The 25,065-nt window shown below is 41.9% G+C and carries 14 protein-coding genes; 6 read left to right on the forward strand and 8 right to left on the reverse strand.

The features are described 5' to 3' along the window. The first annotated feature begins 8 nt into the window (after positions 1–8). The 6 genes from ABIB50_RS08055 (at position 9) to ABIB50_RS08080 (ending at position 8,383) form a co-directional block, all read left to right on the forward strand. Positions 9–1,127: a thioredoxin-like domain-containing protein gene (locus ABIB50_RS08055; RefSeq protein WP_429378765.1), complete on the forward strand. Its 1,119-nt coding sequence runs from the start codon at positions 9–11 to the stop codon at positions 1,125–1,127. 25 nt (positions 1,128–1,152) lie between these two features. Further along, on the forward strand, positions 1,153–2,265 hold the full coding sequence (locus ABIB50_RS08060) for a redoxin domain-containing protein (protein ID WP_429378766.1): 1,113 nt from the start codon (positions 1,153–1,155) through the stop codon (positions 2,263–2,265). A gap of 13 nt (positions 2,266–2,278) precedes the next feature. After that, a complete protein-coding gene (locus ABIB50_RS08065) occupies positions 2,279–3,349 on the forward strand; it encodes a PLP-dependent cysteine synthase family protein (protein ID WP_429378768.1) in 1,071 nt (356 codons plus the stop codon). Between the two features lie 15 nt (positions 3,350–3,364). After that, positions 3,365–3,811: a protein-disulfide reductase DsbD domain-containing protein gene (locus ABIB50_RS08070; RefSeq protein ID WP_429378770.1), complete on the forward strand. Its 447-nt coding sequence runs from the start codon at positions 3,365–3,367 to the stop codon at positions 3,809–3,811. A 42-nt stretch (positions 3,812–3,853) separates the two neighbouring features. Next, positions 3,854–5,500 (forward strand): protein-disulfide reductase DsbD family protein, encoded by a 1,647-nt coding sequence (locus tag ABIB50_RS08075; protein WP_429378772.1) that lies wholly within the window; start codon positions 3,854–3,856, stop codon positions 5,498–5,500. Between the two features lie 63 nt (positions 5,501–5,563). Beyond that, positions 5,564–8,383 (forward strand): M16 family metallopeptidase, encoded by a 2,820-nt coding sequence (locus ABIB50_RS08080; protein WP_429378774.1) that lies wholly within the window; start codon positions 5,564–5,566, stop codon positions 8,381–8,383. 496 nt (positions 8,384–8,879) lie between these two features. On the opposite strand, the gene ABIB50_RS08085 is transcribed toward ABIB50_RS08080, so the two are convergent. The 8 genes from ABIB50_RS08085 to ABIB50_RS08120 all read right to left on the reverse strand — a co-directional run bounded on the left by ABIB50_RS08085 (position 8,880) and on the right by ABIB50_RS08120 (position 25,063). After that, a complete protein-coding gene (locus ABIB50_RS08085; RefSeq protein WP_429378776.1) occupies positions 8,880–9,599 on the reverse strand; it encodes a DUF3823 domain-containing protein in 720 nt (239 codons plus the stop codon). A gap of 11 nt (positions 9,600–9,610) precedes the next feature. Then, a complete protein-coding gene (locus ABIB50_RS08090) occupies positions 9,611–11,422 on the reverse strand; it encodes a RagB/SusD family nutrient uptake outer membrane protein (RefSeq protein WP_429378778.1) in 1,812 nt (603 codons plus the stop codon). A gap of 9 nt (positions 11,423–11,431) precedes the next feature. Then, the gene (locus ABIB50_RS08095) at positions 11,432–14,641 is read right to left on the reverse strand and encodes a SusC/RagA family TonB-linked outer membrane protein (RefSeq protein ID WP_429378780.1); all 3,210 of its coding nucleotides are present in this window, start codon (positions 14,639–14,641) and stop codon (positions 11,432–11,434) included. A gap of 592 nt (positions 14,642–15,233) precedes the next feature. Beyond that, a complete protein-coding gene (locus tag ABIB50_RS08100; RefSeq protein ID WP_429378781.1) occupies positions 15,234–17,801 on the reverse strand; it encodes a galactose oxidase in 2,568 nt (855 codons plus the stop codon). Positions 17,802–18,693: 892 nt separating this feature from the next. Next, positions 18,694–19,575, reverse strand: coding sequence for an FKBP-type peptidyl-prolyl cis-trans isomerase (locus ABIB50_RS08105; protein ID WP_429378782.1), 882 nt, complete (start codon positions 19,573–19,575; stop codon positions 18,694–18,696). 60 nt (positions 19,576–19,635) lie between these two features. Next, a complete protein-coding gene (locus ABIB50_RS08110; protein WP_429378783.1) occupies positions 19,636–21,519 on the reverse strand; it encodes a hypothetical protein in 1,884 nt (627 codons plus the stop codon). Positions 21,520–21,710: 191 nt separating this feature from the next. After that, a complete protein-coding gene (locus ABIB50_RS08115) occupies positions 21,711–24,071 on the reverse strand; it encodes a GH92 family glycosyl hydrolase (RefSeq protein ID WP_429378784.1) in 2,361 nt (786 codons plus the stop codon). Positions 24,072–24,082: 11 nt separating this feature from the next. Then, positions 24,083–25,063, reverse strand: a complete 981-nt coding sequence (locus ABIB50_RS08120) for a LamG domain-containing protein (protein ID WP_429378785.1) — start codon at positions 25,061–25,063, stop codon at positions 24,083–24,085. Positions 25,064–25,065 lie beyond the last annotated feature (2 nt).

Genomic DNA, 25,065 nt, shown 5'->3' on the forward strand with positions numbered 1-25,065 from the left:
AGGTAATCATGAAAAAAATAATATTAACGATAATGTGCGTGTTGCCGTTCGTGGTACTGGCGCAGGATAAATTTGAAATATCCGGAAATCTTTCTAAAACAGTTAACGACAAGCTGGTTGTGCTTAGCTATAAAAATAGTCTCGGCAAGGACAAGAATGATACGGCAGTTGTAAATAATGGAAAATTCATATTTAAGGGCGAAACAGCATTTGGCAACCGGTCATATCTTGCTCTAATACCGCTTAAAAAAGACAGTCTTAAGCGTAATACCCAACCAGATTACCAGGCATTTTACCTGGAAAAGGGCATGTACCGGGTAACGGGTACTGATAGCCTGGCAACGGCGAAAATAACCGGTGCAGAGGCCCAAACCGACTTTCTTTTATACACCAGCCTAATGGACACGATGGTCGCACATTACCGGGTGCTTACCAATAGATATTTGAAGGCAAGATCCGCAAAAGATGAAGCAGCGATGAAACAGGTACAGGTTGAGGGCAGGCCCCTTGGTGTAAGGATGAATGCTGCGCTGGATAGCTTTATTTTTAGTCACCCTGATTCCTATGTAAGCCTTGATCTGGTAGCTTCCGAAAAGGCTGCTGTTATCGATCCAAAGGTTTTTGATCCTTATTATAACTCACTTAGTAAAAGGGTAATGGCCAGCTTCTCGGGCCAAAAACTAGCTGCTAAGTACCAAAAAGCCATGCAGTTATCAATAGGTAAAACATTGGATTTTACACAAACAGATGATAAAGGGAACGAGTTTAAACTCTCTTCATTAAGGGGAAAATACGTATTGGTAGATCTTTGGGCCAGTTGGTGCGCACCTTGCCGTGCCGAGAACCCTAATTTACTAAAGGCCTACAATACATTTAAAGACAAAAAATTTGAAATTGTAGGAATTTCCCTGGACGAAACCAAGGCAGCCTGGTTAAATGCCGTTGCTCAGGACAAAATGCCATGGGCACAAGTGAGCGATCTTAAAGGCTTCAAAAATGAAGTTGCTGTTAAGTTTGGTATTACTGCCATACCTCAAAATGTATTGATAGATCCACAAGGGATGATCATTGCAAAGAACCTGCGCGGCGAAGATCTTACAGAACAATTATCAGCATTAATTAAATAACGCTGCCAAATCATTATATATAGTTATGAAAAAAATAATTTTAATACTAATGTGCCTTTTACCGTTTGTGGTACAGGCACAAAACGGATACACGATAACAGGAAAAGTAGGGGCATTAAACCCGCCGGCAAAAGCTTATCTGGTATATATAGTTCACGGCAAGCGGGTTATTGATTCTGTGGAAATAAACCATGGTGCTTTTCAGTTTAAAGGATCGGTGCCGGCACCGGCTTCGGCGGGTATAACCATTAAACATGATGCTGCGCCCTTTAACAAAAATATTGATGTTTTAGCGTTTTACCTGGAGAACGCTAATATTAAAGTAAGTTCACCTGACTCGGTAAAAAGGGCGGTTATTAAAGGTTCCATTATTAATGATGAAAATAAGGAATTGAATATGACCTTAAAACCAATAAAAACTAAAATAAATGCCCTGAAAGTTGTTTGGACAGGGGTAAAACCACAACCCGAAAATCCGGCTTATGTTAAAGCAGCAGATAGTTTGAGAAAGATGATAGCTGAAGAGAAAGCACTGTATATGAGCTTTATTGGATCGCACCCCAACTCCTACATCGCTTTGCTTACGTTTAATAATATAGCGTTGGGTTATAATTTCGACCCGAACGTTGCAGAGAAAGCGTTTAACAAATTCTCGGCAGCGCTTAAAGCATCCGAGCTGGGTAAACAAGAAGCAGAAAAAATAGCGCTGGCCAAAAAAAGCCAAAATGGCGCAATAGCCACGGACTTTACGCAAAATGATGTAAATGGTAAACCAGTTAAGTTATCGGATTTTAGAGGTAAATATGTATTGGTTGATTTTTGGGCTAGTTGGTGTGGCCCATGCCGAGCCGAAAACCCTAATGTTGTAAAAGCTTATAACCAGTTAAAAGGAAAAAACTTCGAGATCATTGGCATATCCCTGGATGACAAAAAAGAACCCTGGGTCAACGCGATAGCACACGACGGATTACCCTGGGTGCAGGTTAGCGATTTAAAAGGTTTTAAAAATGAAGTCGCACTTCAGTACGGTATAGACGCGATACCACAAAATATTTTAGTTGATCCCACTGGTGTAGTTATTGCAAAAAACCTGCGTGGTGATGAGTTGCTGACCAAGCTTTCCACTTTAGTCAAATGATGATCAATCTGCAATGACAATCATAAACGAAGTTTTAACATCAGGTTTAACCACCGATCTTGAAAAGAAATTTGAAAACCTATGGCACCTGGTAGGTAATACACCTATGCTATTGTTGCAGTATGAATACAAAGGGAAACCCGGTAGTATATACGTGAAATGCGAACATTATAATTTAACAGGTAGTGTTAAAGACCGGATGGCCTTATATATCATGTACCAGGCTTACCTTAACGGTAAAATAAAGCAGGGTGATACCATTGTGGAAGCAACCAGCGGTAATACCGGTATCGCCTTTGCAGCTATAGGTAAAGCCCTGGGGCACCCCGTTAAAATAATAATGCCTGATTGGCTGAGCAAAGAGAGGCTGGACATTATTAAAAGCATGGGCGCCGAAGTGATACTGATAAGTAAAGAACAAGGCGGTTTTTTGGGTAGCATAGCGCTGGCCGAATATATGGCCAAGAAGTCTGATCATATGTTTTTGCCACGCCAGTTTGAAAATCTGTATAATGCCGAGGCGCATGAAAAAACTACCGGACGCGAAATTTGGGAACAACTTCACAGCGTAAACAGGCGCCCCGATGCGGTTGTAGCCGGAGTTGGCACCGGTGGTACCATTATGGGTATCGGTAAATATTTAAAACGGATGCACCCTACCATTAAAATACATCCTCTGGAGCCTGCCGAATCACCGACGCTGACTACCGGCTATAAGGTAGGGAGCCATCGTATCCAGGGAATATCGGACGAGTTTATCCCGGCTATTGTTAAGTTGGGCGAGCTTGACCAGGTAATTCAGGCCAATGATGGCGATGCTATTATTATGGCGCAAAAATTGGCCAGGCAATTAGGGCTGGCTGTAGGTATATCATCCGGGGCCAATGTAATAGGGGCTATCAAACTACAAGCCGAGCTGGGGGAAACCTCAACTATTGTAACGTTGCTTTGCGACGATAATAAAAAATACCTGAGTACAGATCTGATGAAAGATGAGCCGGTAAAAGAAGGCTATATATCATCAAATATTACATTCACTGGTTACCATCCTATTAGTAGGCTTAAAGAATCATTTATACAATAAAATAACTTACTTCAAATGAAAAAATTATTATTTGTGGCAATTGCCATTTTATTTAGTACGCAATTATATGCTCAAATACTTAAACCGGTAAAATGGAGTTACGGTTTTAAAAAGCTTGGTAAAGGCGAGGCCATGATTTTTATGAAAGCTACTATAGACGACGGTTGGCACCTTTACTCTCAAACCGTAAAAGATGGTGGCCCCATTAAAACCACGTTCACATTTCCGGCGTCAGCAGCGTACACTTTAATTGGCAAAACCATTGAGCCAACACCGTTTACCCGCAATGAAAAAGTATTTAACATGGATGTGAGCTTTTTTGAGCACTCGGTTATATTTCAACAAAAAGTAAAACTAAAAACCGGCCAGGCTACGGTAAAAGGCACATTAGAGTTTATGACTTGTAACGATAAGCAATGCCTGCCACCCGAAAATATTGAATTTAGCGTAGCTGTTAAATAAGTGAGGCCACGTAAATTGAAATATATATACCTGTTACTTTTAGTGACACTGAGCCTGATAGCGGGCAATACTGTAAGGGCTTACAGTCAGGATACGGTATCAACAGCTGATGTGCAATTTTCATCGGCTGCTCCGGATACCGCCACAATTAAATCCGTTAAAACTGCCGATACAGACAAACAGGCAATTGTAAAGGAAGACGTTGTAAAGGCAAAAACCAAAGCAGAAGAAAAAAAATCGTTATGGGCCATATTTATTGCCGGCTTAATCGGTGGGTTTGCAGCGGTACTGATGCCCTGCATCTTCCCAATGCTGCCCATGACGGTAAGCTACTTTATTAAAAGCGGGGAAAAGGGCAGCCGGGGAATTGGTAAAGCGCTTTGCTATGGCTTGTCCATTATCGTTATCTATGTGGTTTTGGGCTTAATTGTGACTGTGATATTCGGGCCTTCGGCATTAAACAACCTGTCAACAAATGGGATCTTCAACTTTTTGTTCTTTATGATGCTGGTTGTGTTCGCAGCATCCTTTCTGGGTGCTTTCGACATTACTTTACCGAGTTCCTGGGGTAACAAAATGGATCAGCAATCGGATAAAAGTGGCATGAGCGGAATCTTTTTTATGGCCGCAACATTGGCCCTGGTATCGTTCAGTTGTACGGGGCCAATTGTGGGTTCTTTGTTGGTACAAGCGGCTACTACAGGTGCTTTGTTAGGGCCGGTTATAGGTATGTTTGGCTTTTCATTGGCTTTATCTATACCGTTTGTATTGTTTGCGCTATTCCCCGGAATGATGCAGTCGCTACCAAAATCAGGGGGGTGGTTAAACAGTGTAAAAGTAGTTTTAGGGTTTTTAGAACTGGCGCTGTCATTAAAATTCCTTTCTAATGTTGATCTGGCCTACCACTGGAAATTGTTCGACCGTGAGGTTTTCCTGGTACTATGGATCGTGATATTCGCCTTAATGGGCTTGTATCTTTTGGGTAAGTTAAAATTTAATCATGATAGCCCGTTATTATATATACCGGTTCCCCGGTTGTTTTTAGCTATTATAACTTTAGCATTCACCGTATATATTGTTCCGGGTTTATGGGGCGCTCCGTTAAAGTTTATATCAGCGCTTTTACCACCGCAAAGCACTCAGGATTTTGACTTATATACTGCCACGCTGAATAATAGCGACGCTCAGACTTACAACTTAGCCATTGCCGATCAAAAACCGCATAAATATTCAAACTTGTTTGATAAGCCCGCACGCTTAAATCCTTATTTTGATTACGATGAGGGAATGGCCTATGCCGCCAAAGTAAAGAAGCCGGTTATGATTGATTTTACAGGCCATGCGTGCGTTAACTGTCGTAAAATGGAAGCCAATGTTTGGCCCGATAAGGAAGTTTACCAGCGCATTAGCCAGCATTATGTTTTAATCCAGTTATATGTTGATGATAAAACGGACCTTGCCGAAGCCGAACAATTTATAACCCCACAAGGCCGCCACATCAAAACAATCGGCGATAAATGGAGCGACTTGGAGACCTTAAAATTTGAGGCTAACTCCCAGCCGTTTTATGTGCTGCTGGATAATACCGGTAATTTACTCGTTCCTCCATCCGGAGCTGATTACGATCCGGTAAGCTATCTTAAGTTTTTAGACAGCGGTCTGCAGGCGTACGACAAAATAGTTAAATAATATAGGTTACATGTAAGGGAATAAATAAGTGCTTTTACAACCAATCCTTTAAAACTCAATAAAATGAAAATAAAACGAATTTTTCTGGCTATAGCCGGAATACTGGTAATAGCCGGGAGTGTACTGGCTCAGGAAATGCCGCTACCGCTTGATCCGGCGGTACGCGTGGGTAAACTGCCCAACGGCTTTACCTATTACATTCGTCATAACGAAGAACCTAAAAACCGGGTGGTATTTTACCTGGCCAACAAGGTAGGTTCGATTTTAGAAACCGACGAGCAGCGGGGACTTGCCCACTTTATGGAGCACATGAGTTTTAACGGCACTACGCATTTTCCAAAAAACGAGTTAGTTAATTACCTGCAAAAATCGGGTGTTCGTTTCGGTGCCGATCTGAATGCTTACACCAGCTTTGACGAAACCGTATATCAACTGCCATTACCAACTGATAAGCCGGAAATACTGAAAAACGGCATCCAGATTATGCGAGATTGGGCGCAGGAAGCAACTTTAGACGCAGGCGAAATAGATAAAGAACGCGGTGTTATATTAGAAGAGAAACGATTGGGCCAGGGCGCACAGGAGCGTATGCGCAGTCAGTATTTCCCTATGATGCTAAATCAATCGCGCTATGCCAATCGTTTGCCTATAGGTACTGAAGAAATTTTAAAGAATTTTAAACCCGATGTGATCAAAGAATACTATCGTACATGGTACCGTCCTGATTTACAGGCGCTGATTGTGGTTGGTGATATTGACGTTAATCTTATGGAGCAAACCATTAGAGCCAAATTTAACGACCTGAAAAATCCTCAGCAAGAAAAACCACGCATTCAATATACCATACCATTAACCGGTAAAAACCAATTCCAGATTGTTACCGATCCGGAAATGACAGCTATAGTGGCCCAGATCATGGTAAAGCACCAGGCTAATAAGCTGACGACCGCTTCGGAATATAAGGCTGCAATTACCAGTCAGCTGTTTAACCACATGCTTGGGGCCAGATATGCAGAGTTATCGAGGCAGGGCGAACCGCCCTTCCTTAGAGGGAGTGCCGGTATTGAGGATTTTTTAGGTGGTCTCGATAATTTTGGAGTTAGCGTAACAGTTAAACCTCAGGGTATGGAAAAAGGTATAAAGGCAGCATGGCGCGAAGTTGAACGAGTTAAAAGGTTTGGCTTTACTGCTACCGAGCTTGATCGTGCCAAGACAAACTACCTTAGCCGGCTGGAGGCATCGCTGAAGGAAAAAAACAAGACAAGTTCTGAAAGCTATGTGCAGGAATACCTGAAGTACTTTTTAAAAAATGAGGCTGCACCGGGCATTGATACGGAATATGAACTGGTAAAAACCGCTTTACCGCAGCTTACGCTGGAAGATATGAGTAAGCTTGCGCAAGCTTATATCCGCCATGACAATCGCGATATTTTGCTGCTGGCGCCAGAAAAAGATAAGGCCGAATTGCCAGATGAAACTACAGTTACAACTTGGTTAAAAGCTGTTGAAACCGAAGACATTAAACCATATACCGATGAGGTGAGTACCTTGACCTTATTAAAACAAGAACCCATAGCCGGAAAAATTGTCAGGGAGGAAAAAGATGTGCATTTAGGTATTACCACCCTAACCTTAAGTAACGGTGTAAAAGTGATATTAAAACCCACCGATTTTAAAAACAACGAGATTATGTTTAATTCGTTCTCTGCCGGCGGGACCTCACTTTACCCCGATGCGGATTACCAGAGCGCTGCTAACTCGGGTATTATCCCATCATTTGGCGCAGGTAACTATAATACCACAGCATTAAGCAAATACTTGTCGGGTAAACAAATTAGCATCCAACCATATATTGGCGAGCGTAGCCAGGGCGTAAACGGCGGCGCTGCAACAAAAGACCTTAGAGACGCTTTGCAGCTTGCTTATACTTACCTAACCGAACCCCGAAAAGACGAAAATCAGTTCCAAAGCATTATTAACCGTGCTAAAGCAGGTTTGGCTAACCGTGGCAGCGATCCTGGCACCGTTTTTAAAGATTCGGTAAGTGCTGTTATAGGTAATTACAATATCCGCCGTACGGCGTTAACAACAGCCAAATTAGATCAGATTAAACTGGATAAAGCCTACCAGGTATATAACGAGCGATTTGCCGATGCATCGGCCATGACTTTTACTTTTGTTGGCGCTATTGATATGGTAGCCGTTAAGCCATTGCTCGAAAAATATATCGCTTCTTTACCATCAACCTATAAAAAGGAGCAGGCTAAGGATCTGGGTATTAATCCACCGACTGGCCGTTTAGAAAAAAATATTTATAAAGGCACCGAAGCCAAAGCATCTGTGCAGCTATATTTTACCGGCGATTTTAATTATACGTTAAATGATAAAGTGCAATTGGAAGCACTTAAAGAAACACTTGAGTTTAGGTTATTGGAGCGATTGCGTGAGGATGAAGGTGGCGTTTATACACCGGGTGTGTATGTTAGTGCGGGTAAATACCCTCATTCACGGTATACATTTGCTATTACATTTGGCTGTGCTCCGCAAAATGTCGATAAGCTGATAGCATCGGCATTGGACGAAGTTAACAAACTAAAAACCGAAGGACCGCCACAGTTAAATGTTGATAAATTTAAAACCGAATACCAACGCAGTTATGAAACCAGCATCAAAACCAACAAATGGTGGTTAACTTATTTAGTAGGGAAACTGCAAGATAAGGAACCGCTTAATGATATGGACAGTTATGATGCAGCAGTACAGGCAATTACCCCACAAAGTTTAAAGCTGATGGCTCAAAAATACCTGAGCGGAAAAAACTTTATGCGCTTTGTATTGCTGCCTGAAAGCGGCAATGGAACAACTAATACAAAGGAAAAGTAAATACATCGTAGTGAGTCAAAACAGATAATGTTTTATATGTAACAAGTTTGATTTCGTAACCGAATTTTAAGCGACACTTATGGCTAAAGACGATAGGTTACAATTAAAAGTTGTTCAAAAACTCAACTCGTCGCGTATAAATGTTTATTTAGTTTGCAAAGAATATTTGTTCATTTTTTAGATTAACAAGTGAAAAATATCATGCCTAATAGGTTGCTAAATAAACTATTAGGCAATAGTAAAATGGCCTATTTATAGCTTCTGCTATTGATGTTTGAAAGTTTTAAGCGGTTTAAAATTAGTATATCAGCATTATATCATTGATTGCTTTTAGGTCCTGTAAAAAGTTCGATTTTTCGCGCCTTCCCCCTACCCAGAAGTAAGAAAGCCTCAAGTCGAAAGATTTGAGGCTTTTTTGTTTAAGTAGTCCTGACTACTTATCACGAACAAAAGGCGCTTCCTTACTCAGAAAGCACCCTTAGCAAATTCAATTTTATTAATGCACTGTAGCTTTTATTACCGGGCTATAATTATACCGGGCAACACTTGTTCGTGCGCCTACTCTAAAATAATACTCGCCTTTGGGCAAGTGAGTGGTTACCCAGCCAATGTTATAAGTGCCGGAGATGCCCAAAATGGTATTATCGGCCACACCAGAGACACTCTTTTTCCAAAGATTGATATACATCCCGGTGGTGTTTGAGCTCACGCTTTCGTCCAAAATAGGCGATTTACCAACCAGGAAAATTATTTCCTGCATTTTTGATGTATTACTGGTTGGCGCAGTTATAGTATAAGTAAAAGTGCTATCTACAACACTGGCAGCGATCCTGTAATAAGGATCAACCTTAAAATCCACCTGGGTTTTACCATTAGGCGGCAAAACCGCTTTTACTGTGTCACCAAAATATTGAAACGGGCCGTCCCTCGGTACCACCTTATAAGTGCCGGCAAATAAAAGTTCGGCATTATAATTGGTTTTTGCCTGCAATATAATATCAATGGGCCCTGGGCTTGGGTATTTGGGATCTTGTTGTAAAAGCCTGATACTGCCGCCATTTGGCGATCTTGATTCAAGCGGAAGCCCGGTTTGCGCATCAACAACTTTACCAAATATGCCTGAGTTTGGAGGGGTGTATGTATCTACCTTGCCACATGCCGAAAAAAGCAGGATTAACAGCGGCAGTATTGCAATTAATGATTTTATTTTTTTCATATTAACTAATATTAATAACCTGGATTTTGAACCAATAATGGGTTTTTATTTCTCTCGCTCGCCGGTATCTGGTCGTAATAATGTTTGTCCTGGTATGTTTTTGCGCCACCCATTGGTGTTTTTTGATAGACATAATCGTGTGTATCTATATCATAATACAGGTAAAGGCCGGTTGCCGTCCAAACACTAAATTCAGTTGTAAGGGTACGCCATCTTTTCAGGTCCCAAAAAGTTTTATTTTCCCAGGCCAGTTCAACATTACGTTCGTTACGGATGGCGGCTCTGTCTATACTTCCTAAAAGAGCAACACCGGCGCGCGTGCGTAATTGATTGATTGCGCCTAGCGCTTCCGATGCCGGGTTACCCAATTCAAACGACGCTTCGGCATAGTTTAACAGAATTTCTCCGTAGCGCATATCCATCCAGTCGGTCCTGGATGTCCAGGCTTTTAATAACGACTTATCGGTGGTGGGATCGGTCCATTTTTTTAGCCAAAACATTTGCCCGTTTGAGTTTTCGTTGGAATTACCCGTAGCTAACACCGAGTTGGCTGTTGGCGCGGCTACAATTTTTTGCGTCGGGATGTCAAAATATTGATTTACGTTGTTACCGCGAATAACCACATTGTTATAAATAACACCATTTTGGCCGGTAACCAAGCCTCCTTTAAACGTGCTGAACGTAGTAATAACAGAGCCAAAAAAACGAGGATCCTTATTTTTGAAAAGATCAAGCGGGCTTGCATAATGCACATAGTTAGGCGGCGTACCCACATTTAACGTACCGGGCGAACCATCTACATAATTAAATTTTTCTACCATATCTACGGTAGGTCCAAGCCTGCTGCCATAACCATCGGGCGAACGGATGGTACGGGGTAATACCATCAGGTCCTGCGAGTGAGTATGGGTAGGATTGGCAACAATATTATATCCCTTACATAAAATTGCTTCGGGATTGCTTTGCAGTTCGATAAAAAGTTGTTGGAAGTTTTGAGCCTTATCAGCATATTTGTTAAACAAGCTGTAAACGCCGCTGGTCATTATTGCTTTTGACGCATCGTATGATGCTTTCAAATAATCATTGGCCTTTGCCGGGTCGATACCAACAACACCATTTAACTGCACTGTACCAAATTTTGCTATTGACCCCGCATGCAACATGGCTCTTGATAAAAGGGCTAGCGCCACATACTTATTTGCCCTGCCATAAGCACTTGTGGCAGGTAAATTAGCTGCCGCGAAGTTTAGGTCGGATTGTATCAGGTCCCATACTTCGGCCTCTTTGTTCCTTGGCAAGTTAAGCGATGAAGTATTTGATCCACCGTCAAAAACCTGAGGCGTTGTCAGGATCGGTACCCCGCCAAAATATTTCACTAAACCAAAATAGTAGTAAGCTCTGACAAACCGAGCCTCAGCCACGTAGTTGTTCTTGGTAGCATCGGGTATACTAATAGTGGCTATTTGCTGTATAAAAGTATTTACGTTACGTATTGACTTATAGAGGTAAGCAAAATTATTTCCGTTTTCGGTACCACTATATGCGTTTGAGTTAAATGACTCCCAGGTATAATTAGCCAGGTAAGTATTTCCGTCGCCTGGGAAGTTACCAAAAGTGGGGTTGCCCTGTCCGGGAGTATAGTTAAAGTCCTCCATAGGCATACTACTGTACAAAGAAGCAAAGTACGCGGTTACCGCGTCCGGGCTGTTAAATACCTGGTCGGCAGACAGGATGTTAACTGGCTGGACATCCAGTAGGTTTTTCTTACAGGAACAAAGCCCTGTAAGAAAAACCACGAATAAAATTTTTAAATTTTTCATCATTTCCATTTTTTAAAAAGTGAGTTGAACCCCAAAATTCAAGTTTAGTGTGGTTGGGTAGTTATAACTGTACAAGCGGTTATCAGCATATTCAGGATCTACAAAATCAAGTCCCTTGGTCCAGGTAGCAATATTGTATCCTTGTGCAAATAGCCTTGCTTTGGCGATATGATACTTGCTTGTAAGTTTGGCAGGGAAAGTATAGCCAACAGCTAAACTTTTTATACGCAGATAACTTGCGTCGCGCAGCCAAAATGAGCTGACGGCATAGTTACCCCTATCACCGGTTGAAGGGTATCTACCGGGGATCCATGGACTGGTAGGATCAAAGATATTTTCCCGGTGCCACCTGTCGTTAAACTCTGTAATACCGTTACCGTTGTTAAATAAAGGGCGCCCTAATTGTTCCTGGTAATAAACATAAAATTTGGTGGCTCCCTGTAACAACATAGAAAAGTCAATGCCGCGCCAGGCCGCATCAATAGAAGTGCCGAAGAACATAGCAGGCTTTTGATGGGCGTTACCAATAACGGTTTGATCTTTAGCATCAATGATATTGTCACCATTTAAATCAGCATACTTTAAATCGCCGGGCAATAAAGTTCGGTTACCTGCGCCATCCTGTATGGGCGATGCATATATATCTGCCTGGTTTTGAAAATGGCTTACATATTTATATCCCCAAACTATATCATTATAGCGGTTTTGCGTACTGTTGCGGTAATAATCATTATCGCTTGATGATGGGTTTTGCTCAACATAAATGTTCTGCGTTCTTGAAAAACTAACATTTGAGTTAATGCTGTAAGTAAACCCGCCAATACGATTGTTATGGCCCAGGGCTATTTCATAACCTTGTGTACGATCTGAATTTAGGTTTACCTGCGGCAGGTTTACGCCATAGGTACCCGGGATGGTTGAGTTACGGAAAGCCAAAAGGCCACTTCTATCCCGCCTGAATATATCACCTTCAACGGTTAACAAACCTTTCCAAAATGAGGCGTTAATACCTAAGTCGGCTGTTTTCGAGGTGTACCAGGTGATATTTGGATTGGGTGAGTTTATAAAACCAAGCCCCCCGGTATACGTAGAGCCGGTACCAAACTGGTAACCGCCACTTGGGTAACTATAACCCGTTAAAAATTGAAAAGCCGCTGCCTGGTCATCGCCCGATTTACCATAGGTAGCACGCAGTTTCAGGTTATCAAGGAAAGTAAATTTGTTTTTAATAAAGGACTCTTCCGAGATGTTCCAGCCTAATGATCCATACGGGAAAAAACCCCACCTGCTGTTAGGCGGGAAATTGGATGAGCCATCATACCTGAAACCAAATTCGGCCAGGTATTTACCGCTGTAGTCGTAATTTATCTTACCAACATAGCTTCGATTGGCACTCTCTGAGTAGCCTGAGTTGATGGCGTCGGTTGCGCGGTTACCTGCTGCAAGCTGGTCAACCGCGTCGATAATAAACTGCGTTTGCGCGGTATTCGAATTAAATATCCTGTCTATTTGCTCATATAGCCCCAGCACATTAATATGATTTTTGCCAAAACTGCGATCATAATTTATCGAAAACTGCTCATCGATCCTTACGTTTTGGTTAAAATCTTCTGATAGAGTTGAAGGGTTGTTTTGAACATTCGCGTTGTAATAAGGCGTGTTAGCCGGAGCTGGTGTAAACAAGTAGTCATATTGCGAAAACTTCTTTTTAAATCGCTTACGCAACCCGTAACTTTTGTCGTAAGCAAACAAAGCTTTAACTGTTAACCCTTTTAAAAACGGCGTTTTATAAGTAAGATCAAAGGTTGAGGTAAAGTAATTATCGCTGTTTTTATTATAGCCGCTAAATGACTGCGTGGTTTCGGCAATAGGATGCAGTAATCCGCTTACAAACTGGGCCAGATAGTCCGGGTTATCATTGGCATAGATTTTTTCGGTAGGGTCTATCCGCCAAATATTTTTCAGGATTGACCAGGTATCTTCTGACGTTGAATTGCTGTTTGAATTGATATACGACAGGTTTGTACCGAAGGTAAGTCCTTTGGCAAGCTCGGCCTGAATATCACTTCTAAAATTATATTTCTTTTCGCCAAGGATACCGGAGTTATACAGACCGCCACCATTAAAATAACCGCCGGACAAGAAATACCTAACCTTATCGCCGCCGCCATTTACAGTTATGTTCTGTTGTTGCTGCTCGGTAGTCTTTTTTAATACCAAGCTTAAAAAGTCGGTGCTTTTTGATTTACCGGTTTTGAAATCCTCCAGCTGGGCGGCTGTGAAGCGTGGCTGTATTAATTGCTGGTTACCACTTATAAAGCCGTTTATTTGCTGCTCATCCCATATCGTGGCATATTCGTAAGCGTTGTCCAGTGATGGATACTTGGTAATGATTTGCCGGCCCCATTGCCCGGTGTAATTCACACTTAACGCACTTGCCGAACCTTTTTTTGTAGTTACCAATATTACACCATTGGCTGCCTTAACACCATATATGGCGGCCGTAGCGTCTTTTAATACGGATATGCTCTCGACCTCATTTGCATCAAGCCGGTCAAAACCCGATTTGTCTCTTTGAACCCCGTCAATGATAAATAACGGGCCGCCGGTTTGAGTTTGCAAGACGTTACTACCCGGATTGGGGTCGATATAACTGAAGCCGCGTATATCAATTTGCGTGTCGAATTTCCCCGGCTCACTTGATAACTGTTGTATCCGTACGCCTGGTGCACGCCCGGTAAGCGCGTTGGTAAGATCATTGTTTGATACCTTTACCAGGTCTTTACCTGACACCGTACTAATGGCACCCGTAACCAATGGTTTTTTCTGACTACCGTAAGCAACTACTATTACTTCATCCAGATCTTTTGCTTTTGATGCCAGCAACCCAATATTGATAACATTGCGGCCATCTATAGTAATAGTTTGTTCATCATAACCCAGGTATCTAAAAGTAAGGGTGCCTTTAGTGTCAGCACTTAAAGTATAATCTCCGTTAGCATTTGTAATGCTGCCAGTTGTTGTTCCTTTTAACAATACACTAACGCCGGGCAGCGGCAATCCTTTCTCGTCGGTTACTTTGCCCGTAACATTGATTTGTGCCTGCGCATAACTATTAAAAGCTATTACCTGTATAATAACCAGCAACAGGTAAATCTTTATTTGGGGCAGACACTTAAAAAGGGAGAATTTATCTCCATTATTAGTAGATCTTCTTTTCATAATTTATTAAATAATTGGTTTTAAATGGAATAGGCTGGTCAGATCCGCAGATCTTCCAATAAAATACATCTAATGCGATCTCCTCATAGGCATCGAATTTTGCTCTTAAATAATATTAGAAAAAAAGCCTTTACCTGCAGGTTATGGGCTTGGTTTATTGCACAGGAATTAGTTACCTGGTTGGTTTATAATATGCAAATATTGAGGAGGGCGCATAACAGAACATTAACAGTTTAATAACAGTTGGTTAATGCTTAAAAAACTTATGCATTTAGTTAAAAAAGCTCGGTTGTAAACAGTGAATTATTGAACATCCGGAAATAAATAAGTTAAGAGACACTAATGTAGCCTCGCTGTTAGAATAATAAAACAAATAATTTTCAAGAAACGATACGGTTAACAACAGGTTAACATTTTATTATTCCCCGGTTAATGGCTTTTTTTTTCTTTGTATGATAATAGTTAAGGGTAACCCCTGTGGGTTAAAAGGAAGCTCTTAAAAAGCTCTTCTGCACGGCAAGTCTGCCACGCTAAATTGGTCTTAAAATAAAAAGGGCACGCTAGTGCCTTTTTTATTTTATTAACTAATGTGTTATTTTAAAATTGATTGAAAATCCTTTTTAAAATCTTCGGCGTAAATATTTCTATATTCTTTTTTAAAGTTTTCGAAAGTAGTTTTAGCTAACGAGTGTTTACCTAAAAATACAAGTGCCTTACATTTTAGCTCCATAGCTTCTTCGTTCACCGGATCAAGATGGAAAATATAATTAGCAATTTTTACAAAGAATTCAGGATCATCTTCCAGGTTGTTTTCTGTTGCAAACTTTAAGTAAGTATCAATAATCTCGTTTGATATTTCGGATTTATATTGGTCCAGCCACTCATATTCACAGTTAGATAACAAACTCCCTCGCTGTGTAATCTCATTAAGTTGTATTATTTTTTGTTTCCCCAGTTTTTCTTTACTCGAAATGATATTTAAATAATTGCAATAATCTACATCGATGTACTTCTGGTCTATCTCTATTTTCCAGTAACCTGTATCTTTTGATACACTGCAATGCCCCATTTGATCGAGCACCCTTTTTAACTTGGCCATATTAACCGACCGGTTATTACGGGCACTTTTTTCGTCCTTGTCAAACCAAAGTATTTCATTCAGTTTTTCAGAGCTAACACCCCTGTCCCATTTAATGGAGTGCAATACCAGGTATACAAACAGCTCTTTTGTTAAAGTTGTAAATGCATTCACTATTTCGTTTCCATTTTCGGTTATCAGTTGCAACTCCCCAAATAGAAAAATATATGCTTTCGGTATCCCGGTTTGTTGTGAATTATTTATTGACAATGTTTCTGCAATTATATCATTATCCGGGTTGGCGACAACAGCAGTTTGCAAACCACCCTTGTGGGGTGACGCTTTTTTATTGCCCTTTTTAACTATTATAATAAAGGTTCCTGCTAAAAAAAATCCGATGCCGCCCAACAACCACCAGTATTTGTGTGAAGTGGTTAAAGTAGGTGCTTCTGTCTCCACATTCTCAGGCGGGGCCGCAATTGCAAATATCCGCACCTCTGTTTCCAGGTTATTGCGGTTTCTTAAAAGCGTTACGGCTAAAAACAAATTACTTTCGGGGCTATAAAAAACATCAGCAAAAGAGCGAAGGTCATTAAATGAATACGGGATGGCATTCCCCACCAATGTGTATGAATTGTTTAAAAGCGATCCTTTTATCAACCGCAGATTAGAATTAAACTTTAGCTGCGGAAATACCAGCCCGTAATAGGTTTTTGTATGATCATCCACGATCAAAGAATTGGCAAATGCCAGGTTCTGATCTTTTAGGTTAAGCGCAAAGATCTTTTTAAATGTGCGATCCTTAGGGGTAAATCGCATCATATCGTATAAGCTTTTAGCGTTCAGCACTTGTTGCCCTGTGGCGCTGCCGTAGCCCCCTAAAATGTAAGCCGTATCCTGTTTGGCGTTACTACCCGATGCGGCCAAGTAACGTGGTGTAAAAAAATCACCTTTAACATTTATATCTTTCCACAGGCGTGATTTAAGATCATATTGCTGAACTTTGTTGCGGTACATATGGTGGCCATAACCGCCAAAAACATACAACGAGCTATCAGCGTATGACAGGAATTTATTTATCTGTATAAAATCTGTTATGAAACCAGGGGTACCTTTTTTTTGCCAATCCCTCTTTTTGACATCATAAGGTGTAACAAATTTTTGATCCGTATAAAAGTTATAAAGTGTGCTATCGCGCCTGCTAAAAAGCGATTGGTTCCCAATATTTAAATTCTGCTTTCCGGCGCTATAAACAATGCCCTTTAACAATGAATTTTTAACGGTATACGTAAATAAAGAATCGTTGCCAACCACATACAATATTTCCTTCGCCGGGTCGAAAGCAACGCTGGCTGATCCGGTTACGATAAAATTGCGCACTTGTTTCCAATAAAAATGCGCTGCCTTTACCCATAAAGGATTAACAACAATGCCATTATTTTGCGCCACCGTTTCGGCAGCAATAACTCCGTTCCCTTCGCCTAATGGCCAATGGAATTTAATCATATTTTTTTCGGTGATCTTAACATCCCTTATTTTCATAGCGGGGACGTCAGTAGTGCTAAATTGTTTGTAACTGTTAGCGCCAAAAAGCATTTTATAACAATTGTTTCTTTTTAAACGCAGCCCGCTTTCGATAAATGAACGACTGCCGGAGAACACAGTGATACGATCATTATCCACATCAAACTTTATCTTGATATTGTTCCACTGTTTATACAGTTTATTCTTGTCGGCGCTAAAGGTGATCTTTGATAGTTTTTCACCTATAATTAGCTTAAACACGTCCGTCTCGTCATCATAAACCAAATCGATATTGCGTTTATCGTCCTCGACGATCCTGATAACATAACCAAAATAGATTTTATTGGCACGCAGGAAAGAAATATCAAAAGAAATATCAAAATTATTACTGAAGCAAAGCTGGTGTTGGGGGCTTAAATCAAGAGAAGTTCGTTTATTCTGATCCACCTCATCACTATTGAAACCCAATCCGTACGACTGGCTATACCCCACTTTGTACGACCCTATTAATATAAAAAGGAATAAGAACAAGTTTTTAAATACGAAACGAGTTTTCATAGCTCTAAATATAAACATTATAAGATTGATCTTTTGATTTGAAACCTTAATATGCATAGATTTCGGGCTGTATGTAATTAGTTATACTGGTATGATCTGTCTCAAAGAAACATAATAAAAACTAAAATTATTGGCGGCTCGTTTAATTTAACAAGCCTTTATTCCCGTTAAAATACGACTAAACCTCCATTTATATTTTCGACATTACTATTTGGATTCTTATTTCGTAATTAAGTTAAACTGTTAAGCAAGGATAATCACTATACAGCAACAAATAAAGATACGTTAAACTAAAAACTACGCAATCGTTCCCGGGGAAGCAAATTAAATGCGTGTTGAATACTTAATATATCCTCCAAAAAGTTCGAGATTTGACCTGTTACGTCTACCGAACGAGGTAAACTCGAACAGGGGCATAGTTAAATTGACTATGTCCCTGTTTTTTTTCAATGCAATTTACTCAATATACAACACCTCATTAATCCGTTCTATTGATAGTTGCCAAACGGTTTCAACCGACTCGATTTGATTGAAATTGCCCTACCTCTAAATGTAGCTTAAAATTGAGCAGCTAAAATGCCTGCTAAGTTTCTATAATAAAAAAAGGCCCTGATAGAGCAATATCAGGGCCAACCAATTTACAGCTCTCGAACGAGGTGCTTAGGAAGGCCGTTTAAGTTTCTGTTTGTAATGAATGGTTCTGCCTGGAAACAATCTCTTTACGGTTTATATGTCCGGATCCTCCAATAAAGGCTTTGCTGCAGGAATAAGATGATGAAAATATGGCGCAACGAATTGACCATGGGTAAATTTATCATAATTGGTTTTTTGAATGTATACACGCATTAACCTGTTCACATCACCATGTTGCGCATATTTGTGACTGAAATACCTATTTATCTAATACATCAATATCAAAAAGTAATGGAGTATAAGGCTCAATGCCTTGGTGTGCATATGCGCCATAACCAATTTTTGAGGGTATGATAAGCCTTGCCTTTGTCCCTCTGTTAAAAAGCAGCAGGGCTTCGTCAAGCCCGGGAAATGCTATACCCGAACCTGCTTTGATATGAAGTATATCATAATGATCCATCGCTGCCTTTTTAGCAATTTGTGGTGATGTGGTTATGTATGGCTGCCCGCTTAGGTACATGCCCGTATAGTTTACATACAAACTATCGCCGGTAGCCGGCCTGGCCCCGTGCCCCTGCTGCGTAATTATATACTGTAAACCCGAAGCAGTTACTGTTGGCTTGATGCCATTAGCCATAATATAATGTCTTATCTTGGCCGCTTCCCTGGGCCGTTCCGTTTCAGCAAGTTCGTTTCTAAGTGCTTCGTATTTGGCGGTGTAGGCGCTATCTGTCTGGTTTCCGCGCGACACTACCCTGTTCACTTTGATAGTATACAAAATGTACTGGCCTTTAGTACCTGCGGGTTTTTGCCCAACACGGATCAGCGAATCAACTCTGATCTTAAAAGTAGCGCTATCGCCTTGGCTGAGTAACCCTAAAGCCGTATTAAAATCTCCTTTAAAAAGCGACTTTGATTTGAAGGCGACCATCGGCCGGTCGTCATAATCGTAACTGCTGTATAACTTAACTCCGGTCTCGGTTTGTTCAACGGTTGATATGGCAGCCATATCACCATCTTTAATAACCGGCCCGTTTTCATCATGGTGTATCTCATATTGCATTCCATTATCTGTTTTAAAGCCGCCGCATGCTGGCAACAACAGGATGATAAGCGCTGATCCTAATAGTATTTTTTTCATAAATATGGGTTTATTAAAATCAGTTCAGCGCCTTTGCGCCGAACTGATAGGTTAGGTAATTTACGGGAAAAACACGCGTCTAACCGGGTAAGGCAGGTTTATGATCTTGTCGCCGCTTGCAGCAGGCATGGAGGTTGCTACGCCTGTGGTAGAATTGTAGATCTTTCCATCGGCCGGATTGTAATAGGCTTTTTCAAAATCACCATCACCGTCATAATCACCGGGGCATGGTATAACACCCGCTATTGGTGTTGTTGGCCATTTAGAGGTGGTCATTCCATTAATGATCCATTCGCCTGTTGAAGGGCGATAGATGGCTACGGTATTGGTGATACCACTAGCATTATAATCTCCCGGAACCGGAATATCGGCAGCCGTCGCCCCCGCGAAGGTAACGTTAGGCAAGCCGCCATTACGGTAAAAAGTAAAGTTTGATGGGCGATAAACCGTCAGGTCGGCTTGTCCATCACCATTATTATCACCCACCAATGGGATATCGCCATTTTGCCCGAGCACATAATTACCTTTTCCTTGTATATACCATTTTCCTTCTGCCGGCCTGAAGATAGCCAAGTCAAACTTGCCATCACCCGTGTAGTCGGCCGGGACCGGAATATCGGCGGAATTAGGGTCGCCCCAAACAGAGGTGGCCCCACCGGGGAGGTTATACCAGGTAGCATTTGAGGGCCGGAAAAATACCATATCTGTTTTACCATCGCCATCATAATCGCCGGGACATGCAATATCACCCGCCAGGCCAACGGTTTGATCAGCCTGTCCGTAAACTTTCCATACGCCGCTGTTAAAAAACGACAACTGACTTTTCCCCTGGTTTACATAATCGTACAACCTCACACCGGTTGATGAATGCCACCAAGTCCTAACAAAGTTGCTTTGCGGTGATGACAACCAACCATTGAGGTATGGCGAATATGACCTGGTGGTAATGAGGTCATTAGCTGCTGAAAACTTCATCAGGCGAAAATACCCGTTACCTCCTGCGGCCCAACTCTGATAATCGGTTTGAAAAGTTTTGATGGTTTTACCATTATAGGTATCCTGGCGGTAGCCTTCGCCTGTAAGGTGCCCGCCGGCAAACATAAACACGTTACTTAGGCCTTTAAGTTTGTTCCATATGGCCAGGCCCTGTGTGCTCCAGATAGCGGGAATGCTTGTATCGGTTATATAATGTGTAATAACTATTACCTTGCTGCTGGGGTTAGCCGAGCATAAATTATAGGCCCATTGGGTTATAGCGGGCACATCATGGTTAAGGTCGTAATTAATGTGGATAACCAGAAAATCCATTTTATTGGGCGCTGTACCTACACTAAAACGCTGATAATGGCTGTTGTTATTAGCGGTTGAATAACTGCCGGCCCAATACGGATGCGAAGCATTATTAAAATGTGTACGCCCAAAAACATTATTATACTTAGCGCAGGGCTTATCCGGCCCTTCTACACCACCGCTTATGCGCTGATCATGATTGCCGGTGCATAAGCCATAAGGTATACCATTTGGCAAGCCGGTCTGTGGGGTTTCGAGTCCATTGGCATATCCGCTTTTATTGCCATAAAAATTGTTTTGCGCAACCACCCATTGCGGATCAGACCAGCTTTGATCGCCACTGTCTGAAATATCGCCAAGGCCACCTACGTATACAATATTTTCGGCTACGCGGTTGTCCATTATCCATTTTATCTCCTTGGTCAGCATGACTTCCAGGCCACCTTCGGGCCCTGGGTCGGTGTAAAACTGAATATCCGGAAGCAGAGCAATCGTAAAATCAGGAGGGGTTATAGCTGCCAGCCCCGTGGAAAATGCTTCGCTGTTAGTCACCAGTGTAGACGACTTTGAGTCGACTTCCAATTTCTCTGCTTTTTTGCACCCTGCAAAAGTTAGGGCAATAGCAGCCATAATGGCTGTTTTTTTTAGCTTCATTTCTTTCATAATGGGTTTTTTAAGTGATTATTTTTTAATAAACAGGATTTTGTTTAAGGTTAATATTGGCCTTTACTGTGGCGATTCCCGGATCATTTCCCATCTAGTTCCGGAACTGCAAACAGTAAAAGCTGTAATACTTTTAATTATACCAGTTAAAGTCTCTAAGTAATACCCGGTCTCCCCTTCTATCAATCAACAACAGTAGACATAGATGGAGGTGTATCGCCTGGCTTACTACCCCAGGCCATATTAGGCTTTGGCCCCATCATCAGTATTAGTTTTCCTCCATTTACAATATCGGCATGGTATAGCCATGGTTTATTAAGCGGTTTGCCGTTCAGGATAGCCGATTGAATATATCTGTTAATGTTCGATACCTTCTTCGCTTCAATAGTAAAGGTCTTGCCTGAATAATAGCTGCCATCAAGTTTGATAGTAACCTTAGGAAATAGTGGGCTTCCAATCTCATAAATGGGTTTTGAAGCCGCGCCGCCATCGGTCTCAAACAAACCCATGGCGCTCATGGTAAACCACGATCCCATTTGGCCTTCATCCTCGTCGCCCGGCCAGCCGTTATACGGATTATCGCCATAAAATTTATTCATGATCTCCCTTACCCAGTATTGGGTTAACCATGGCTTCCCCGCATAGTTAAAAAGGTAAGCAGCCTGCATATTTGGCTGGTTGCCGTGATTAATGTACACCAGCTCGGGTTTATCGCCTACGCCATTGAAATTAAGCTTTGCCGATTTTTGAAAACCATCTACCAAGCGGGCCGAAAAATCATCTTTGCCAATTAGCTTTACAATGCCGTTCACATCATGCGGCACAAAGAAAGTATACTGCCAGGCGTTACCCTCTGTATAGCCACCAGTATTTATGGGGTCAAATTTCTCCAGCCATTTCCCTTCTTTATCTTTTGGGCGCATGTATTTGGTTTGCGGGTCAAACATGTTTTTATAGTATCCGGCCCTTTTTATATATGTTTTATAATCATCGGTTTTGCCCAGGGCTTTGGCAAACTGCGCAACGCACCAGTCATCATAAGCATACTCCAGCGTGTTTGATACGCGGCCCGGATAAGGGATATAACCCAATTGCATATAGGTTTGGATATCTTTATTGCCGGCAAACCCGCTACACTCGTGTTTGATGCCGTTGGTAGTTTGCTGATGCATCATCGCCTCATAAGCCTTATTTACATCAAAATTGCGGATGCCTTTTTGGTAAGCGCTCACAATAAGAGAGATTTCGTGCGAGCCCTCCATAATACCCGAGTATTCCATACCGGCAGGGCCGCGGGGCAGCCAGCCGCCATACTTATACATCTCCAGCAAGGAGTTTACCCATTGGTTGGCATAATCCGGATTTACCAGTGTCCACAGTTGGTTAAGGTTCCAAAAAGTGTTCCAGAAGGCATCGCAGCCGAACACCGGGGAATTGGGATTAGCCAGTTGCCTTACGTTTTCGCAAACATCAACATATTTTCCGTTCACATCGCTCAGAATGCTGCGTGCGCAGTAGGAGCGGTATAAATTAGTATAGAATTTCTTTTTGTTCACTTCTGTACCGCCGTCTACCGATATTTTGCTCAGCAAATTATTCCAAACGTTGCGGGCACTTTGATGCGCGTGTTCAAAATTCCATTTAAATGGGTCCATTTCCTGTTGCAGGTTTAAGCGGGCCTGTTCAATGCTTACATAGGAGATGCCTGTTTGCATCAGTATCACTTCTCCATCTTTTGTTTCAAAATCCACATACGCGCCAATATCATCGCTGCCTTCTATTTGCTTTATATCTTTGCTTATCGCCTTACCTTTCCAGCCGCCAAAATGTTTAAAGGGCTTACTAAAGCGGGCAACAAAATGCACGATGTAATCATTAAAACCACCCAACTTCATAAAATTGCCGCTTTGCTGTTTGGAATAGCCTTCTATCTCGGTATCGCTCACCCTGGTTATTTTAGCATCTAACACACTAAACGGGTATTCGGCCGGGAATAGCAGGTTAAACATTACATGCGCTTCCTGGCTTTCGGGGAAGGTGAACTTAAAAAAGCCCCCCCGGGTAGTGCTTGTCAGTTCGGCTTTGATACCGTAATTTATCAGGTCGGCGGAGTAATAGCCGGGACTTGCTTTTTCGGTGTTTTTATTAATTCTTGAGCGATGCCCTGCCGTGCTGCCGGTTGTACTGGGCGCATCAGGCGGATATATTTTGGGGTTGAGCATGCCAGTTGTAGGCATTACCGATAACCCAGCCATGGTCCAGGAGTGGATATGGCTAAAGCCGGAAATACTGCCAATTGTATACTCATAGCCCGCTTTCCAATCAGTGCTTTGATTATCCGGGCTTAATTGCACCATACCAAACGGCATTGACGCACCAGGATTAAGCATCCACCGCGATTCGGATGTGCCGATCATCGGGTCAGCGTACCCTACCGGTTGTTTTTTTTGCGCCTGCGGCGATAGTGGGATACCTGTCGACTGCCCGAAAACCGGAGCAGTAAGCAGGATATATAAACAAAATAACGAATATGCACTCTTCATAAAAATGATTTTTATTCCCAGGTTATATTGGTGGCTACAGCCGTAAATTTCCCTACAGAAGATGGCACAGAGTTACCCAGGTTAAGGTCAAACGGCCAGTAGGCAATTAAGCCTGTTTCCGTACCGGTCAGTGTTTTGCTCATATTGGTATTTACTTCAACTTCTGTAAGTGCGTAATTCCAGAAACGAACGTCTTTAAGATTGCCGTGCATGCTCCGCAGGTCTGTAGCAGTCCATATATTATTGCGCGACATACCCAGGCGCACCGGTGATCCTGCCGCGATATTAGCCGGCTTAGGCCCGCCACTGATGTTAGCCGTTGCCTTTTTAACACCATCAACATAAATAGTGATAACGCTGCCATTAAATGTGTAGGTGAGGTGATACCATTTGTCCACTGTTAATGTATTGGCGGGTGTGGTAGCGCCGATATACCCACCATTGTGGATGTAAGCGGCAATAGCGCCCGTATTGGTGTAACGGAATAGTATACCCAGCGACTTGTCATCAATAGTAATAAAGCCGCCTAATTTGGCGGTGCCATCGGTAAGTAAGTCGCTTAATTTGACTTTTAACTCCATGGTAAAGTTAGATTTATTGGGTACCAGGTCATCTACCGAACCCAACTCAAAAAATGAATTGATCGCAAATTTTGGTGTGCCGGGTTTTACTGTATTCGCTTTAAAACTGGCAGTGGCATCTTCTAACGTTTTTTTAGCATTCAGGTAGGCCACATCATTGCCCGAGTTATTTTTGATAAAGTTGGCCCAATCTATTTTTGCTTGCAGATTGGCTTTTGACCCGGGCGCATATTGGCCAAGGGTAACACCTTCTTTAGCCGAATTAACAAGGTCTGATGCTGCCTGTATGGTAGCTGTCAGTGGCCCAATGGCTGTTGAAGCAGTTTCTTTTTTGCAGCCCGCAATACTTAAGGCCAATCCAAGCATTATTATATGTAATGCCAGGGGGCGTAGTTTAAAAAATCTTTTCATGT

Origin of the sequence: Mucilaginibacter sp. UYCu711, assembly GCF_050433825.1 — a bacterium.
GTDB lineage: Bacteria > Bacteroidota > Bacteroidia > Sphingobacteriales > Sphingobacteriaceae > Mucilaginibacter.